This is a genomic window from Stenotrophomonas sepilia, from assembly GCF_003244875.1.
Lineage (GTDB): Bacteria > Pseudomonadota > Gammaproteobacteria > Xanthomonadales > Xanthomonadaceae > Stenotrophomonas > Stenotrophomonas sepilia.
In genome coordinates this window covers 22549-39041 of record NZ_LXXZ01000073.1, presented here as the reverse complement: position 1 = coordinate 39041, position 16493 = coordinate 22549, and the positions used below count along the sequence as shown (strand labels likewise).

17 protein-coding genes and 1 pseudogene are annotated in these 16493 nt (G+C 62.7%); all 18 read right to left on the bottom strand.

Annotation, left to right across the window (positions count from 1 at the left end; translation table 11 throughout):
* Window positions 1-62: 62 nt before the first annotated feature.
* The 18 genes and pseudogenes from ntrC to A7X97_RS15295 all read right to left on the bottom strand — a co-directional run bounded on the left by ntrC (window position 63) and on the right by A7X97_RS15295 (window position 16346).
* Window positions 63-1511, bottom strand: coding sequence for a nitrogen regulation protein NR(I) (gene ntrC / locus A7X97_RS15375; protein WP_072167355.1), 1449 nt, complete (start codon window positions 1509-1511; stop codon window positions 63-65).
* Window positions 1504-2565 (bottom strand): two-component system sensor histidine kinase NtrB, encoded by a 1062-nt coding sequence (locus tag A7X97_RS15370; protein ID WP_088496473.1) that lies wholly within the window; start codon window positions 2563-2565, stop codon window positions 1504-1506. Before A7X97_RS15370 ends, ntrC begins: the two co-directional genes overlap by 8 nt.
* A gap of 116 nt (window positions 2566-2681) precedes the next feature.
* The gene (locus tag A7X97_RS15365) at window positions 2682-4727 is read right to left on the bottom strand and encodes a TonB-dependent receptor (RefSeq protein WP_111008155.1); all 2046 of its coding nucleotides are present in this window, start codon (window positions 4725-4727) and stop codon (window positions 2682-2684) included.
* A gap of 103 nt (window positions 4728-4830) precedes the next feature.
* Entirely contained in the window at window positions 4831-5145 is a 315-nt protein-coding gene (locus tag A7X97_RS15360) for a hypothetical protein (RefSeq protein WP_053461818.1), read from the bottom strand.
* 107 nt (window positions 5146-5252) lie between these two features.
* Window positions 5253-6403, bottom strand: a pseudogene (gene mltA, locus A7X97_RS15355) (murein transglycosylase A).
* A gap of 67 nt (window positions 6404-6470) precedes the next feature.
* The gene (locus A7X97_RS15350; protein WP_088496500.1) at window positions 6471-7217 is read right to left on the bottom strand and encodes an N-acetylmuramoyl-L-alanine amidase; all 747 of its coding nucleotides are present in this window, start codon (window positions 7215-7217) and stop codon (window positions 6471-6473) included.
* Between the two features lie 141 nt (window positions 7218-7358).
* Window positions 7359-7745, bottom strand: a complete 387-nt coding sequence (locus A7X97_RS15345) for a hypothetical protein (protein ID WP_069138134.1) — start codon at window positions 7743-7745, stop codon at window positions 7359-7361.
* A 94-nt stretch (window positions 7746-7839) separates the two neighbouring features.
* Entirely contained in the window at window positions 7840-8361 is a 522-nt protein-coding gene (locus tag A7X97_RS15340) for a hypothetical protein (protein ID WP_141653565.1), read from the bottom strand.
* A gap of 173 nt (window positions 8362-8534) precedes the next feature.
* Window positions 8535-8810 (bottom strand): DUF596 domain-containing protein, encoded by a 276-nt coding sequence (locus A7X97_RS15335; RefSeq protein ID WP_172412110.1) that lies wholly within the window; start codon window positions 8808-8810, stop codon window positions 8535-8537.
* A 375-nt stretch (window positions 8811-9185) separates the two neighbouring features.
* Window positions 9186-9731: a hypothetical protein gene (locus A7X97_RS21740; protein WP_143592509.1), complete on the bottom strand. Its 546-nt coding sequence runs from the start codon at window positions 9729-9731 to the stop codon at window positions 9186-9188.
* Entirely contained in the window at window positions 9721-10764 is a 1044-nt protein-coding gene (locus tag A7X97_RS15330; RefSeq protein ID WP_072167375.1) for a VENN motif pre-toxin domain-containing protein, read from the bottom strand. The genes A7X97_RS21740 and A7X97_RS15330 overlap by 11 nt, the downstream gene beginning before the upstream one ends.
* 1016 nt (window positions 10765-11780) lie before the next feature.
* Complete coding sequence (locus A7X97_RS21735) at window positions 11781-12014, bottom strand: hypothetical protein (protein WP_141653567.1); 234 nt, start codon at window positions 12012-12014, stop codon at window positions 11781-11783.
* Between the two features lie 249 nt (window positions 12015-12263).
* The gene (locus A7X97_RS22150; RefSeq protein WP_227836873.1) at window positions 12264-12470 is read right to left on the bottom strand and encodes a hypothetical protein; all 207 of its coding nucleotides are present in this window, start codon (window positions 12468-12470) and stop codon (window positions 12264-12266) included.
* A gap of 33 nt (window positions 12471-12503) precedes the next feature.
* A complete protein-coding gene (locus A7X97_RS15315) occupies window positions 12504-12824 on the bottom strand; it encodes a hypothetical protein (protein ID WP_072167376.1) in 321 nt (106 codons plus the stop codon).
* Window positions 12825-13008: 184 nt separating this feature from the next.
* Entirely contained in the window at window positions 13009-13515 is a 507-nt protein-coding gene (locus A7X97_RS15310; RefSeq protein WP_088496476.1) for a hypothetical protein, read from the bottom strand.
* 357 nt (window positions 13516-13872) lie between these two features.
* Window positions 13873-14430 (bottom strand): hypothetical protein, encoded by a 558-nt coding sequence (locus A7X97_RS15305; protein WP_088496477.1) that lies wholly within the window; start codon window positions 14428-14430, stop codon window positions 13873-13875.
* A gap of 124 nt (window positions 14431-14554) precedes the next feature.
* On the bottom strand, window positions 14555-15985 hold the full coding sequence (amt, locus tag A7X97_RS15300; RefSeq protein WP_088496478.1) for an ammonium transporter: 1431 nt from the start codon (window positions 15983-15985) through the stop codon (window positions 14555-14557).
* 22 nt (window positions 15986-16007) lie between these two features.
* Entirely contained in the window at window positions 16008-16346 is a 339-nt protein-coding gene (locus tag A7X97_RS15295) for a P-II family nitrogen regulator (protein WP_004134334.1), read from the bottom strand.
* Window positions 16347-16493: the final 147 nt, after the last annotated feature.

Here is a 16493-nt window from a genome sequence, read left to right as displayed (position 1 = left end):
GCATCGTCCATGAACGATCAACGGTTCGGCAAGCGGGCGCGAGGATCGCGTGCATGGGCCGTTCAATGGCCCCCGCGGCGGCGTCCGGCGCCCAGCTTGCGGGTAAGGGTATTGCGGCCAAGGCCCAGGCGGGCCGCGGCTTCGGCACGGCGGCCGTGGGTGATCTGCAGCGCGGCCTCCAGCAGGGCATGGTCGACCCGCTCGCGCACCTGCGCGTGCAGCCCTTCCACGCCTTCGGCCAGCTGACGGCGTGCCCATTCGGCCAGCAGCGCTTCCCACTGCCCCGGATCGGCGATGGTGGTGCTGCTGCGACGACCGCGCGTACGGTTGAGCGCGGTATCGACGTCGGCCACGCCGATGGTGTCGGCGGCCGCCAACGCCGCCATCCGCCAGCACACGTTTTCCAGTTCGCGCACGTTGCCCGGCCAGTCGTGTTCGCGCAGCGCCTGCAGTGCGGCCGCGGTCAGGCGCTTCGGCGGCGTATCCAGCTTGCGCGCGGCGGCGGCCAGGAACGTACTGGCCAGCTGTGCGATGTCCTCGCGGCGCTCGCGCAGCGGTGGCAGCTGCAGGCGCACCACGTCGAGGCGGTGCAGCAGGTCGGCGCGGAACTTTCCTTGTGCAACCAGCCCTTCCAGGTCCTGGTGGGTGGCGGCGACCACGCGCACATCGACGCGGATCAGTTCGCGGCCACCGACGCGGAAGAACTCGCCCTGCGCCAGCACGCGCAGCAACCGGGTCTGCAACGGCAGCGGCATGTCGCCGATCTCGTCAAGGAACAGCGTGCCACCGTTGGCCTGCTCGAAGCGGCCGATATGGCGGCGCTGCGCACCGGTGAAGGCACCGGCCTCGTGGCCGAACAACTCGCTTTCCAGCAGCTCGGATGGGATTGCAGCGGTATTGAGCGCGACGAACGGACCCTGCGCGCGCGGCGATTCGCGATGCAACGCATTGGCCACCAGCTCCTTGCCGGTGCCGGTCTCGCCGGTGATCAGCACCGCCAGCGGTGCCTGCGCCAGGCGACCAATGGCGCGGAACAGCGCGCGCATCGGCGGGGTATCGCCCACCAGTTGCGGCGGTTGGTCGCTATGCGCTTCGGCCGCAGGTGTGGCCGCCGCCAATGCCGGTGCGACGGCCGGCAGCACCCGTTGCGCCAGTGCCACCGCATCGTCCAGATCGAACGGCTTGGACAGGAATTCATGCGCACCACCGCGGAACGCGCCGGCCGTGCTGGCTACATCGGTATAGGCCGACATCACCACCACCGGCAGCTGCGGCAGCGCGGCCTTGAGCTTGTCCAGCAGCACAAGGCCATCGTCGCCGGGCATGCGCACATCGGTGAACAGCAGCGCCGGTGGCGGGCCTTCGCTCAACGCCTGCAGGGCGGGTGCGGCGCTGTCGAAATCGAGGACCTGGTAGCCCGCCTCGCGTAGCGCGGTGCACAGCACGAAGCGCACGGCCCGATCGTCATCGACCACCCAGATGCGCTGCGGGGACGAAGAAGACTCAGACATCGCGCGGGGCCTCCTCGGCCGGGGCGGCGCCGTTGCCGATCGGCAACAGCAGGGTGAACACGGTATGGCCCGGGCGCGAGCGGTAGGTCAGCGTGCCGCGATGCTCGCGCGCCACCTGCTGGGCCAGCGCCAGGCCCAGGCCAGTGCCTTCGGCGCGGCCACTGACCAAGGGCAGGAACAGGTGTTCAGCCAGTTCCTCGGGAACGCCACGGCCGTCGTCGGCGATTTCCAGGCGCAACGCCAGCGTGTGCAGCTGCTCGGCAATGCGCACGCCATGCTCCACGCGGGTACGCAGGGTGATGTTGCCGGCGCCGGCCTGGATCGCGTTGCGCACCAGGTTCCAGACCGCCTGGGTGAGGCGGTCGGCGTCACCATGGAATTCGGGGATGCTGGGGTCGTAGTCACGCTGCAGGCGCACCGCCCAGCCGGCTTCGCTCTCGGCCAGGCGCAGCACGCGTTCCAGCGCGGCATGGATGTTCAGTTCGGCATGCGGCGCGGCCGGGGCCGGCGACAGCAGCTGGTCGAGCAGGCCGTTGAGGCGCTCGATCTCCGAGCCGATCAGTTCGATCAGCTCACGTTCGCTGGCATCGCGCTGGGCCGCGCGGCGGGCCAGCAGCTGGGCCGCACCCTTCAACCCGGCCAGCGGGTTGCGCAGCTCGTGGGCCAAGCCCTTCAGCGCCGCGCTGAGCGCGCTGGGCAGGGCCTGGGTCGGGTCCAGCCCGGGGAATTCGTCGACCGGATGCGCCTCCAGCAACCAGCCGCCATCGTCGCGGCGGCTCATCCAACCCTCGGCGAAGCGCGGCGCCTCGCCGGGCACCGCCAGCGCCAGCCGGTTCAGGCGCAGGCTGTCGCGCTCGTCGCGGGCCAGGAAATGGGCCAACGCCTCGCCCTGCACTTCCAAGGCGGCCAATGGCCGACCCAGCAGGCGCCGGACGCTGACGCCCAGCCAGCGGGCGAAGGCCGGATTGCAGCCGGCAATGCAGCCATCGGCCCCGGCCCAGGCCAGCGGCGTGCCCAGGGCATCGAGGGTCGGCGGCGGTGCGGGGTCGGACATTGCACCAATGTAGTGCAAAACGCGGGGTTCGGGGTCGGATCCCTTTCCGCCTGGAAAGGGCTCTGACCCCCTGCTGCAGGTCGAGCAAGCTCGACCACTACCAGATGCGTGGCCGGTTACAGCTTCATGTTGAGGCCGACGAACACGCTGCGACCCGGGGCCGGCGAGAACATCGGGCGGGCGCTGTCCCAGAAGAAGCTGTCGTACCAGGCGTAGGCGTACTCGCGGCCGGTAACGTTCTTCAGCTGCAGGTCCACGCTGAAACGCGGGGTGAGCTGGTAGGCCGCGCTGAGGTCGAGCACGGCGAAGCCTCCGAACTTGCCGGCCACGTTGCGCTCTTCCAGGTAGTAATCGCCCTGTGCACGCGCCTGCAGGCCCAGCCGCAGCGCATCCGTGGCGCGGTAGTCCACGCCCAGGTTGCTGATGTGGCGCGGGGTGGCGGCCACTTCCCGGCCCTGCAGGGAAATGCTGGCATCGCGGTCGTCGCGGGTGATCTTCGCTTCCTGGTAGGCGTGCGACGCCCATACCGTCCAGTCGTCGCCCAGCTGCAGGCTCAACTGCGCATCCACGCCGCGCCGGCGGGTCTTGCCCAGGGTGACCGTGGTGCCGGGGGCCGGCATGTTGGACACCTCGTTTTCCGCGTCCTGCTGCCACACCGCCAGGCGTGCCTGGCTGCCGGCAAGCGGCTGGAATTTCAGGCCCAGCTCCATGCCGGTGTTGGTGGACGGCTGCATCGGTGCCTGCCCTGGGGTGAGGTAGGCCGGTGCGGTGGAGCCGGTCAGTACCTGGAAGGTGCGACCCCAGTTCGCGTAGACATGGGTGGTCTGGCCCAGGCTGTGGATGACGCTCAGCTTGGGCTGGCCGATGCTGCCGTAGTCCTGCAGGCGGCCGCTGACGCCGTTAATCAGGTGCGTGCTGCCACTGAAGCGATCGATACGATAGGCCGGCACGATCTTCCAGGCCTCGACGGGCTGGTAGACGGCCTGCACGTAGGCGCCCCAGTTGTCGAAGCTGTGGCGATCATTGTTCTGCACCCGCGCTGGGGGCTGGCTGAAATCAGTGGGTTCGGCGTAGGCGTAGCGCTCGCGGAGGTAGCCGTTGTCCTGCTGCTCGTAGTTCAGGCCACCTTCGACGGTGAGCGTGGGGCTGGCCTGCCAGGTGAGCGTGCTGAGCAGGCCATGCTGCCGCTCGTCCCATACGCGGCGCTGGCGCGGCAGGTTGCCGGTGGGCAGGTCGCTGAAGGTCACGCGGCGGTCGTCTTCGTAGCGGTTGTAGTACAGCCGGGTGCCGAAGGTGATTGCGTCGGACAGTTTCATGTCCAGGTGCGCAGCAAGCTGGCGCATGTCGCGGTCATCGCCATCGTTGCCGTTGCGCAGCTCGCTGCCACGGCGGTGCGTGCGCAGCTCGTCGGCGGTCATGAAGCCGGGTTCGTCGGCTTCGTGGTGGTACGCACGGGCGGTCAGACCCACGCGCAGGCCGTCGTCCAGCGAGCCGAAGAACCACTTGCCGCCCAGTGAGTACTTCTTCGAGGTGTCGTGGTCGCGGTAGCCATCGCTTGCCTGGGTGCCGACAAAGTAGTTCTGCGCGAAGCCATTGGCTTCGCGGCCAATCGCCAGCTGCGCATCACGGGTGTTGTAGCTGCCGTAGGCCAGGCGCGCATCGGTGTAGCTGCCACCCTGGCGCGTACCGAAGTTCACGTTGCCGCCGATGTTGTGCAGGCCATAGCGCGGATCGTTGGTCCCGCGCACTACTTCGATGTAGCTGATGTCCAGCGGGAACAGCATGTCGATGAAGCGCTGGTTGCCGCTGTTGACGTTGCTGGGAATGCCGTCGATGAGGGTCTTGATGGCGTTGAGGTAGCCCTCGCCGTTGAAGGCGCGGAAGCTGACCTTGCCCGATTCGGCGCCCTGCCGGGTTTCGGTGAGCTGGATGCCGGGCATCTGCCCGAGCAGTTCCCAGCTGTGCGAGACGTTGCGGTTTTCGATCTGGTCTGCACCCAGGACGTCCACCGAGGTCAGCACCTGGTGCGCACTGAGCTGGCCTTCGCCGTGCTGGTGTACCTGCACCTTGCCGAGGGTGAGCGCGGCGTCGGCCGACTGCGCGAAGGCTTCAGGGGCGAACGGTGCGGCCGCGAGGGCGGCCACCAGGGTGGGAGTCTTCATGGGAAGGGGCGGTTACAGTGAAATGTAATCATATAACATTTCACATGCCCACTTTTGCAGCGTCGAGCAAGGCTCGGCACTACAAGGGCGGGTGCCGGGGGGATTACACCGGGTAACCGGTGGCTTCCCGTGCCTTCTTCCAGGCGGCTTCGAATTCACGCGCGGAGATTTCGTCGTCCTCGTCGAAATCCAAGAACGACACTGGCTGGTCGGCCAGCAGGAAGCGGTCGTCGCTGTGGGCATGCTCGTCGGCCCAGACCATCTTGGTGCCGTAGATTTCCACCTGCCGCACGATCTTCTCGCCGCGCGCTTCCATCAGCACGTTGCCCTTGCCCAGGCCCGATTCGGCCCAGTGCTTGTAGTACTTCTTTGCGGCGGATTTCGCGCCGGATTTTGCGTTGTGCTTTGCGTAGGTCATTGCAGGAGCCCTGGCCGCAGGCGCGGCCGGAAAGTACGGAATGGCGCCATTATCAGGCATCCGGGGTCAGAGCCCTTTCCTTTGGAAGGGATCCGACCCTTGCCGGTTCAGTTCGGCAGGGGCACGCCCTTCGGCCACAGCATCCAGATGTTGCCCTTCTGCTTCATGTCGCCAGCCAGCTTGCCGGCGGCATCGCCGCTGCCCCAGTACAGGTCGGCGCGCACTTCGCCGGCGATGGCGCCGCCGGTGTCATGCGCAGCCACCGGGCGCACCACCGGGGTGCCGTCAGGGCGCGTGGTGGACAGCCACAGCAGGCTGCCCAGTGGCACCACGGTGCGATCCACTGCCACGCTGTAGCCGGCGGTGAGCGGCACGTTCAGTGAACCCCGCGGGCCCTCCGGGCTGTCCGGGTTGCGCACGAAGAACACGTAGCTGGGGTTGCTGCGCAGCAGTTCCGGCACGCGCGCGGGGTTGGCCCGTGCCCAGGCGCGGATCGCGTCCATGGTGACGTCTTCCTTCTTCAGCTGGCCCTGGTCCACCAGCCAGCGACCTATGGGGCGGTAGGGATGGCCGTTCTGTTCCGCGTAGGCCAGCCGCACCTGCTTGCCATCGGCCAGGCGCACGCGGCCGGACGCTGCAGGTCCATCGGGTCGGTCAGCCACGCCAGCACCGGGGCCTTGGCGCCCTTGGCCGCGATGGTGCCGGCGTCGTCATAGGGCTTGAGCACCTTGCCTTCGACGCGACCGCGCAGGCGCTTGCCCTTCAGTTCCGGGTAGAGGCTGTCCAGCTGCACCACCACCAGATCATCGGGCGTGCCGTAGACCGGTACCGTCGCCTTGTCGGTGCGGGTGAGGCTGCCGGGGTAGATCGGCTCGTAGTAGCCGGTGATCAACCCGTCGGCCTGATGGCCACCGGCACGCAGCGCGTAGGCATCGAGGTCGCGCTGCAGGAACTGGCGGATCGCGGCCGGGTCCTTGTCTGACACCGCTGCGGCGGTGGCGCAGGGTTTGGCCCAGACCGCGTCGTTTTTCAGGCGGGCGCAGCTGCTGCGCCAAGCCACGAAGCCCGCCTGCAGATCAGCGTCGGAGACTGCGGGCAGGGCTTTCCAGTCGACCTTGGCGTAGGTGGCCGCCGGCGGCGGGGTCGGCGTGGGCGCTTCGGAGCCCGTGCGGGGAGCGGTGGTGGCGCAACCGGCGAGCACCGCCGCTGCCAACAGGGTCCAGTGCTTGCGCTTGAAGAAGGTAGCGGAATCGATCATGCCGCCATGGTGGAGTGCCGGCCGCTGTGCGGCAACCCAGCGCGGGGTCAAGCGTTCATGCGCGGTGTCACGGCATCTGCAGCAGCAACGAATGCAGGATACGGGCGTCCTCGGCATCCAGCGTCTTCGGCAGGTCGTCGCGGCCACGGAACCGGCGGTGGAAGGCGGCGACGGTGGCGTCGCGGTTGTCGAGCGGATAACCGAAGCGGGCCAGCGCATTCCACCCATCGAAGCCTTCCGGTGCGGCACCATCGGCCGCGCGCGGCCAGACGCCGAATCCGGCCTCGGCCAGCTGCTGCCATGGGAAGAAGCGGCTCGGATCCTGCTTGCGCGTCGGCGCCAGGTCGGCATGGCCGATCACCTGGCGCGGCGGGATGTTCAGGCGCGTGGTGAGATCGCGCAGCAGCACGATCAGCGATTCGATCTGCGCTGCACTGAACGGGCTGCGGCCATCGTTGTCGAGCTCGATACCGATCGAAGCCGAGTTGAGATCGGTGATGGTGCCCCAGCGCCCGGCGCCGGCGTGCCAGGCGCGGCGCTCATCAGCGACCAGCTGGTAGCGATGGCCATCGGCGCCGATCAGGTAGTGCGCACTGACCGGCCCACCGCTGTTGGCGGTACGCAGCGTATGCAGGCTCTGCTGCACCGACTTCTGCTCGGTGTGATGGATGACGATGATGAGCGGGGTACGCGCGTTCTGGTTGGGTGACGGCACCCAGGTGGCGAGCGGGTTGTGCTGTACGGGCGCGGTAGCCGTGCAGGCCGAAAGGGCCAGCGCCAGCAGTGCGGAAACCAGAAGGCGGGGGCTGATCATGGGCAGATTGTAACCATGGACTGCGGCCGTGGTTCGACGCAGCGTACCGATCGACATCGCCGGTGGCTCCGCAGTCCGCGTGCTGATGGCTGTGCCTGATCATGAAGATGTAGCGAATCACATGGAAAGAGCGAAGCGGCACTACGAGGCAGCAGGACCCGGAAAGATCAGATCCTGCCCAAATCTTGCGGCATAGATGCTCTCGAACTGGAAGGAAAGCACGAACCGCGATTCACATGCCGCAGCATAGCGCTTGATGAAACGGCAAATTTCCTCCCAAGCGCATTCAAATCCGCCTGCGCGGAAATGGAACGAACCCATCAGCCCCACACGCCACTCGGCCTCCTGCCCTTCCGCGACGACAGCCTCCGGCGGTTCAACGATACGGAAACCGAATCCCGTGTTGGACGCTGGGAGATACCGCTGTAGCTTGTCCAGATCATCGGAATATGCGAACTGGATAGAATCCAAGGCTTGTAGCACGACCTCGAGGCTGGAACCGACCTCGACTTCGAGCGAAATGCTCATCGTCGAACCTTTATAGCGGCGCCATCATCAAAGATCTTGTGCTGCGGCAGAGCGGTCTCATCCGCCTATCGGGCAATCGGACGCAATGATCCTCTTATCCGCTGATCTTACCCATGAATTCCGCAATCAACGCCCGATCCGAATCATTCTTTCCAGCCCGATCCAGAACTGGACCAATATGGTAGGCAAGAAGGTCACGATAGGCACCGGCCTCTGGAATGAAAGCATCAAGACAACTCAAGAACGATCTCACCGACATAAACGAAAGAAACACCTCGTAGGGATATGAGCTCGCAAAAGGAACACCCTGCAAATAGTAGTTTGCCAGCTTCTTTTGCTCTGCCCTTGGCCAAGAGCGGCACTTCATCAGAACAAATGCATCCCGATAATTGTCCGACTTCAATGGCGCGTAACTCATCAACCACTCTGATGCGGCCGTAGCGTCCATTGCAGACATCTCAGCGCAGAGCTTTCTAATTCTTTCATCCATAGATCTGCAGCCCGACTTGATGATTGCCTCGTTGTAGATTGCTTCATTCCCCCGCTTCGGCATCAACTGCTGTTTGTGCCCCCTCCTTTGCGAGGTCGCCCAACAGCGCATGTGGGTAGCAATCATCCTTCGACAGTAGATACATACACCACCCGGCACTTAGATCACCGCGCCATCGCGATCCGGAATCCTGAAAAGTCACTCGCAAGAGTGGACTTTGGCTTCAAAACACTACCCCGCTTTTGTTCACGCCAAGCGAGTTGATTCAAGGGCTGTACCCGATGAAGTCCACGCTCAAATCAGGTCCAGGCGTCTCCCTCAGGCGTGATCCAAACCAATCCAAACGGAGCATCCGTAAGAAACCAGAATCCATCCTCATCGAGATCTTCCTGATCTCTTGTAGCAGGCCAAGCGTGACGCATAACACCCAATTGCGCATCGATTTCGCCATCGGCGAAGACACCATCCGAGGCAAGCTTCAGCTTCCCTTCCTCCATCAACATCCTAAGCATCGAGAAGAACTCTTCCGTCTGCTGCTCAAAATTCATACCGCCCCCCTCAAACTCCATATTCATATTTCTCCATAGGACTCCCATGGAGTATCCATAGGAGTAATGAAGAACATTCCTGATCGCGCCAGTCATCATTTGAACTTGATCTCCACGATTCTATTGTTGCTAATCAGAGGATGCCTGACTTCAGTAGTCCACATTGCGCCTGTCTGCTGGGCTGATGAAGAGAAGCTTCGCAGAGTAAACTTTGAACCGTCAGGCCGAGTTGCAACGTAGACACATCTGCCAGATTCCACTTCTCGTTCGGCGGCAAGCCCCTGCATCTTCTGCAGGCGACCGTCAGACTTGCGCGGCGTCGACGCTGTTGAGCAGATCGGTCAAGGGCGACTTGACCCGTGCGAAGGCGCCGAAGATAACACCGCCATCAACCATTAAAATTCAATCATTGTAGGCTGCCAGGAAAGCTCTTGCGGCCTTCTCAAGGTCGCCTCCATCCACGGCCCACGCCTGCAAATCACGAACCGAAATCAATCCCTCACCAAGATTCGATATAAACTCATGTGCTTGGATCGAATCTCTAACTGCAAGGACACCCAGCTCCTCGCAAACACTTTCAAAGCCGATCCAACGCCCCTCCAGATCACCAAAGATGACAGGATATCCTAGGTCCATCAAATTATCTTCATAAGCATCAGCGGCCGAATCAAATGCCCGCCCGACGCAAGAATTATCAATCACCAAAACTGAATTCAAATCAGACGATCGAGAGAATTTTACAAAAATACCTGAACCAAAAGTTCTTGATGAACTTTCAATTAAATTTGACATAACGTCATCATCCAACAGAACTGGCCTCTCAAAGAACCTGAAGCGCCAGCCAGCCCCCCTAAAAACCATTTGCGGAAGACCCATTTCAAGATCAACCAGACGAGGAACGAATCCCGCCACCTTTTCTTTTATTTCAAGAAGATAATCATTTTCCATTTTCATTCCCGACGAAACCAATCTTCAGAACAGGCTGTTTCCGGTCAGAAATGGTGAGCGATGCAGATGGGACAGCATCGGAAGAGGAACTCGGATAGGTCCTGTAGATATTGTTACCTTTCTGCAAAACGACCACTGCCCCATCCTTGGAAACGGCCGTGGAATATTCATTACCATAAAGAGCTCCGATCGCATCACCAACGGAAACGTCTGTTTGCGTCTGATCCGCACTGTATCTGGACTGATCCTTTGAGAACTTGACATCGGTCAGAAGTAGATTTTCCCACAATGTCACAAGCTTGGGCTGAGGAACGCCTCGCCCCACTGCTGCCGGGTCCTTTGTCACCCCACTTCGAGAGCGTGTTGATTTCGGGCCAAGGCGACCGCAGCTCCACCACATCCCATGCAAGGGATCCAATTTGATTGGTTGCGGGAATTGTTTCCGGACTTGCCCCCCGAGCGTAGAAGCATGCTGGGCATTGCAGAGACAGGACCCAACACCGCCATTTCCAAACGATTCCTGCCTGCAAGACGCATGCCCGCTGGTATTCCGCCAGCCAAGGCACCAACCCAACAGCCCACCCGCCAGCGCACCCACCACCTGCGACAGCGCCAGCACCACCTCCTTCTGTTCCGGGCTCAGCTTGGAGGGGTCTCCGCCGGTCAACGTATTGGTCAGCACCTTCGCGGCCAACTCGCCACCGGCCGCGGACACCGCCCCGGTTCCCGCATTGCCACCATTGGCTTCCGCCAGCAGCGCACCCAAGATCGCATGCGACAGCAATTGCAGAGTCGCATTGGGATCGCTGCCGTGGTTCGGGTCCAGCTTGCTGCCGATGAAGTAAGCGGCATAGGCCGCCAGTGCATTGGACGCGACCTGACCAGCGCCCTGTCCCGCCACACCACCCACCAGCGCCGTCGTCACTGCGTTCAGTGCACGGTTGTACTCATCGAGGCGCCCCACTTCCCCGCGCCGCTGTTTGCCTGGCTGTTTGCCGCCGCCACCTTGCTGCGCACAGGCACCCGATTCCATCGCCCTCAGTCACAAGGCCGTGTTGACCTTCAACATTCGTCCAATCCGCGGCCAGATCAACATGTAGAAGGCACCCACGGCCAACCCGATGAAAAGCATGATGCCAGCGCGCCTGGGAGCCCACCCAAACCAAAAGGAAGGACTGGTCCAGACCTTTATCCAAGCGCCAGGAGAGAAGGCACCCTCGAACGCGAGCCACGCCAACAAGGCACAGATTGGTGCAGCTACAACATGACGAGCTTTGAACCGCGGAAGAAATTTATCCACAAGCATAACCCCGGGCACACCGAAGATGAGGCCCAACACGGCGGCTATGGCGCAAACCAGCGATGTGAAAATTGCAGCCTGCGAAAAGCTGCCTATCCGAGAACTCAGCGGAATGCCTATGAATAGAGCCGCTCCAAGCACGGAACTGGCAATCACAGACACAATCTTTGCCCCCAACTCACGCTCACTCACTGGCAAACCTCCACCATCTTTCCATCAGGGCCCCGGTAGCTCATGCATTTCTGCCTTGAGGGAAAAGTACTCCAAGGCCACTGCAACTTGCCAACTTCGCTACCAATATCGCGCGTATTGGGACTCCACACTTCTCTATCGGCCCACGAATTCGAGTTGCACATTGGGCGCGAGCCCGTACCCCAGCCTCTGGTTGAGACTGAGAATCCACCGAATCCATCCGGAAGCACCTGTCGGAACACAAAGCCCGGATCCAATGCATGTGCTCCAGGCACCGTGATGTTGATCAGACTGCTGGTGCTCGGATCGACGAGGCGCGTTACGTAGCCAGTAGGGTCATCCCGTCACGCTCCGGACTATTGCAAACCCTGAAGCGCTTTTGTGCGGCGATTGCCCCATAGGAAAGATCAACCCTGTAACTCAGGAGAATGTGGACACCACTCGCTGTCAGTTCCACCTTATCAACCTTGCCTTCAAGCCTGGAGAAAACCTCCTCCGGTCCGAACCCAAGCGCGTCGCTGCAAAACCGGCATCCCAGAACTGGGCAGGGTACATCGTCAGGATGTTCTTCCTCCCATCGACATCTTGACTCCAGCAGCTTTCAGATCCTCAAGTGTTGGCCCTTCTCGGCCCACACCGTCCTGATAGTCCATCGAATACATACCGCACGTGACCTTCACTCTGTACGCACCGAACGCCTCGGCAACAGAAGCGACGCCGTTCCTCAGAACGCCCGGATAGTCCAGTGCCTTGTTGCTGCTTCCGAACCCATACAGAATGATCTCGTCCAACGCAGCCACATCCGCGTACTCGCGCCCGGGCCACCTGTACCGATGATCGACAGACCTTTCAGTCCAGTCTTGATCTCATAGCTTGCCAGCAGTTCTTCTCCACGTCGGGTACAGGGGGCAGCTCGAGACCACGGAATCCCAATGGGCACTCGATTGCCGACATCCTATCCATGACATGGAGATGCCTCTCGGCAATCGAGATGGATCTGTCAGGCCGTGCCTGGAGATGGATTGCAATGCGCTCAGTACTCACTGATTCCTGATCCTTACAGAAATCACATCGTCCATACCACTTTGTCGGATGAAGTAGTGAGCTTCGGCCGCAACCTTGATGATCGGCGTGCGCGCGTTGTGGTTGGGCGATGGCACCGAGGTGGCGAGCGGGTTGTGCTGCGCGGTGGCGGTGCAGGCCGTCAGCGCCAGCAGTGCGGTAATCAGAGGGCGGGAGCTGATCATGGGCAGATTGTAACCATGGACTGCGCGACCTGGTCAGGCCGGCGCTCGGCCGGCCGGCATGCCGCTCAGCTTCTGAAGAACGACAGGTTGTACAGAAAAAAGGCCCCAGACCGCGATCGCGATCGCGAGTGGGATCTCGTAGAACGCGGAACGGTCCCGCAATGCCATCCGGATGAACATCACCACGGTCAGCATGGGCTGCCCGAAGAAGCAGCCCCAGAAGAGCGCTTCTACACCCGGAGTGGACAACTCGTAGATTCCGAGGGAGTTGTCGGTGTTCCGATTGAAAGTGACCACACCCCAAAGGGCGAGCAGGAAAAGCCGGGCCAGTGCGCTGACGCTTGATAGAAGCAAGGTCCACCTACCTGCGCTACATTCCCGTCTCCGTTCGAGTTGACTGAACCCGTACCGATCAATGACCGATGCATACGCTGCCCGGACAGATTTCCGCGATCCACGCCTCATGCCCTCCATGCCGTTCCTTCGCGCAGCGCACATGCGCGGGCGTATCAGGGTGCTGGAGCCGCATAGCTGTCATTCAGTACTCCGGCCCAGCATCCATCTCCGGGTCGAAGCAGCCCCCGGCCTGTGTGAACCATCGGATCGCCTCTTCACCCTCGGCCTCGTACTCGATGGCAAACGGCATGGGCGGACGATGCTTCTTCTGCGGATTCATGCTTCGAAACACTGCATAGCCCTCAAGCACAGCCAATATCTGGGGTCGCGTCAACAAAACGACGTCCTGGGAGTTCCATCGCGAATACACCAGGAAGAGATCGGCTGCCCGCAGGACGGCATGCCCCTCTCCATAGTGGACGCATGCGCTGCCCTCGTCACCCTTTGTGGGCGCAGCAAAGGCACTGCGGGTCCGCAGTTCGCTGCCGCGGCCGAGATGGCCGAAGTCTCCATCCAGCCACGCTGCGATTTCACCGACACCCCGCCCCTGCCCGTGGTGGATGACCGGCGCGTCACCGATCTTCTCTTCTCCGGAAGGAACGTGGCAATCGCCGGTCCAGTAGGGGAAAAGAACTGCATGGATAGTCATTCGAAACCCATTCCCTGGTACCGCAACGGAAACCCCTGTCCCACTTCCGGTCTACCCGACCTGATCAAAGGTCACGTCAGTCACGCCTGCCCGCTCAAGGCGTGACTTCACTTCCTCACTGGCGATCAGTGCAGCACCGAAGTTGTCCACATGATCCACATCACCCAGCACCCATTTGCTGCCAATGCCGATGCATGGACGGAGACTGAAATAGTTCGCGCCTGCCCCTTGCGCACTGGTCGCCGTTCGGAATCTGGAGCGACACCCGCCCCGGCAACGGGACAGGTCATCGTGATCCAGAGCATAGCTTGAAGGAAAAAGGCATCTTCTACGAGAAGCCGTTCCACAAAAGGCGCTTCAGGCGATGGGGAACAGCGGCCCACGACTCCAGGGCACTCCGGCATCGGAGAACATCCGTTCGATCTCATCCTGGAATCCTGGATGAAATGTCGTCTCACCGCTCGACTGCGAACGGAGGTAACGCGAGACCAGATCCAGGCACAGCTCCGTCGCTTCCATGTAGGTATCCAGCCACAGCAACTGCCCCTCGTCGGAAAGCTGATCTGGGCGGACAACCGAGAGCTTGTGGCAGAAGGCATCGATGCTGGGAAGCCCGAGCTCCGCAGGCAGGCCGTAAGTTAGCCGCCACAGACCGGCGGAAAGGCAGCGATAGGTGAGCTCCACGGCGAAGCTCCAGCGCTCTGGATCTGCTGCGCCAGCCACGCCGCCCACGAATGCATGCGGACTGTAGTCGTCCAGGGTCAGCAGGTAGACATACCATTCGATGTCTTCCATCACTGCTGCGGATGTCGCCTGGATCACACCTGCTCCGTTCTGTAGTCCATCGAAGTCGTTGGAGGCGAACACGCACGCCTGCAGACAGCCATTGAAGCAGGAACGGTAGAGCCACGCCATGCGTGGCTGAGTCGCCGGCAGTGCCAAGCAAGCTTGGCACCCAGCAGAACAGTAGAAGTGCCGACCAACGGTCGGCATCCACCATGGCGGTGGCAGGCGGCCCCGCAGGGCCGCCCGTCATGCCTCAGGCCTCGTAGGCAGACTCGCCGTGCGAAGTCACATCCAGGCCGGTGCGTTCAGCCTCTTCGGTCACGCGCAGACCGACCACGACCTTGACCACCAGCAGGATGACCGCGGTCACCACCGCCGACCACAGTACGGTCAAGCCGACGCTGACCACCTGCACCCACAGCTGATGGGCGATATCCAGATCGGCCTTGGTGCCGCCCAGCGACTGTGCACTGAACACGCCGGTGAGGATCGCGCCGACGATGCCGCCGACACCATGCACACCGAACACGTCGGCCGTGTCGTCCACTTTGAGCAGGCGCTTGAGGCCGGTCACGCCCCACACGCAGACCACGCCGGCGACGAAGCCGATCACGATCGCACCGAGCGGGCCAACCGTGCCGCAGGCCGGTGTGATGCCGACCAGCCCGGCCACCGCACCCGAGGCCGCGCCCAGCGCCGACGGCTTGCCCTTGCCGATCGCCTCCACCAGGGTCCAGCCAAGCACGGCAGCAGCGGTGGCCAGCACGGTGTTGAGGAAAGCCAGCGAGGCCACCGTATCGGCGGCGGCGGCGGAACCAGCATTGAAGCCGAACCAGCCCACCCACAGCAGCATCGCGCCGATGTAGGTAAACGGCACGTTGTGCGGCTTCAGCGCGGTCTGGCCGTAGCCCAGGCGCTTGCCGACGAACCAGGCGCCGACCAGGCCGGCCACGCCCGCATTGATGTGCACCACGGTGCCACCGGCGAAGTCGATCGCGCCCAGCTCACCCAGGTAGCCGCCGCCCCAGACGATGTGTGCCATCGGGATGTAGCTGAGGGTGAACCACAGTGCCGAGAACAGCAGTACCGCACGGAACTTGATGCGCTCGGCGAAGGCACCGACGATCAGCGCAGTGGTGATGCCGGCGAAGGTCGACTGGAAGGCGACGAACAGGTAATCCGGCAGGCCCTTGATCGGCGTGTTGCCCACCGAGTCGGGCGTGAAGCCCTTGAGGAAGGCGAACTCGGTGAACGAACCGAAGAATGGATTGCCGGCGCTGAACACCGCGCTGTAGCCATAGGCCACCCACAGCAGCAGCACCAGCGAGAACACCACCAGGATCTGGCTGAGCACCGACAGCACATTCTTCGAACGCACCAGTCCGCCGTAGAACAGGGCCAGGCCCGGCACCACCATCAGCAGCACCAGCAACGTGGAGGTAAGCATCCAGGCGACGTCGCCACGATCATACGCGGCGGCCGCTTCGGCCACGGCCGGCGCAGCGGCGCTGGCGGCCGGATCGTGCAACGGCTCGACCGCCACGCTTTCGCTCGGCAACGGCGAGACCTGGGCCTGGGCGTGGGCGCTGCCCGGCCAGGCACCGGCGGCCAGCGCGCTGAGCAGCATCAGCAGGCACACCAGGTGGAACCGGGCTTGCCACCCGGTGAGAAGGCGCATCTTCATGGGGGGAATCTCCGGAAGGGGGTTACAGCGCGTCGGCACCGATTTCGCCGGTGCGGATGCGGATGACCTGTTCAACGGCGGTGACGAAGATCTTGCCGTCACCGATCTTGCCGGTGCCTGCCGACGACTGGATCGCTTCGATCACCGCGTCGGCACGCTCGTCGGTGACCACCGTTTCGATCTTGATCTTGGGCAGGAAATCGACGACGTACTCGGCGCCGCGATACAGCTCGGTGTGGCCCTTCTGGCGACCGAAACCTTTCACTTCGGTCACGGTGATGCCCGACACGCCTGCATCGGACAGGGCCTCGCGGACCTCGTCGAGCTTGAACGGTCGGATGATGGCGGAGATCAGTTTCATGCGCATGTCCCGAGGGTGGATGGGGCCAGCGCGCCAGCGCGCGTTGGCATCAGGCAACCACGGGTCATCAGGGTGATGACCGTGGCTGTTGCACCGGACACGTACAGGGCCGGGACGGCCGTGCCTCTCTCCTTGCACGACCGACGC

Excerpts from the sequence above, each read along its gene's own strand:
- ntrC (WP_072167355.1), bottom strand. The coding sequence starts at position 1,511 with ATGTCTGAGTCTTCTTCGTCCCCGCAGCGCATCTGGGTGGTCGATGAC.
- A7X97_RS15370 (WP_088496473.1), bottom strand. The coding sequence starts at position 2,565 with ATGTCCGACCCCGCACCGCCGCCGACCCTCGATGCCCTGGGCACGCCG.
- A7X97_RS15365 (WP_111008155.1), bottom strand. The coding sequence starts at position 4,727 with ATGAAGACTCCCACCCTGGTGGCCGCCCTCGCGGCCGCACCGTTCGCC.
- A7X97_RS15360 (WP_053461818.1), bottom strand. The coding sequence starts at position 5,145 with ATGACCTACGCAAAGCACAACGCAAAATCCGGCGCGAAATCCGCCGCA.
- A7X97_RS15350 (WP_088496500.1), bottom strand. The coding sequence starts at position 7,217 with ATGATCAGCCCCCGCCTTCTGGTTTCCGCACTGCTGGCGCTGGCCCTT.
- A7X97_RS15345 (WP_069138134.1), bottom strand. The coding sequence starts at position 7,745 with ATGAGCATTTCGCTCGAAGTCGAGGTCGGTTCCAGCCTCGAGGTCGTG.
- A7X97_RS15340 (WP_141653565.1), bottom strand. The coding sequence starts at position 8,361 with ATGATTGCTACCCACATGCGCTGTTGGGCGACCTCGCAAAGGAGGGGG.
- A7X97_RS15335 (WP_172412110.1), bottom strand. The coding sequence starts at position 8,810 with ATGAATATGGAGTTTGAGGGGGGCGGTATGAATTTTGAGCAGCAGACG.
- A7X97_RS21740 (WP_143592509.1), bottom strand. The coding sequence starts at position 9,731 with ATGGAAAATGATTATCTTCTTGAAATAAAAGAAAAGGTGGCGGGATTC.
- A7X97_RS15330 (WP_072167375.1), bottom strand. The coding sequence starts at position 10,764 with ATGGAATCGGGTGCCTGTGCGCAGCAAGGTGGCGGCGGCAAACAGCCA.
- A7X97_RS22150 (WP_227836873.1), bottom strand. The coding sequence starts at position 12,470 with ATGATCAGCTCCCGCCCTCTGATTACCGCACTGCTGGCGCTGACGGCC.
- A7X97_RS15310 (WP_088496476.1), bottom strand. The coding sequence starts at position 13,515 with ATGACTATCCATGCAGTTCTTTTCCCCTACTGGACCGGCGATTGCCAC.
- A7X97_RS15305 (WP_088496477.1), bottom strand. The coding sequence starts at position 14,430 with ATGGCGTGGCTCTACCGTTCCTGCTTCAATGGCTGTCTGCAGGCGTGC.
- amt (WP_088496478.1), bottom strand. The coding sequence starts at position 15,985 with ATGAAGATGCGCCTTCTCACCGGGTGGCAAGCCCGGTTCCACCTGGTG.
- A7X97_RS15295 (WP_004134334.1), bottom strand. The coding sequence starts at position 16,346 with ATGAAACTGATCTCCGCCATCATCCGACCGTTCAAGCTCGACGAGGTC.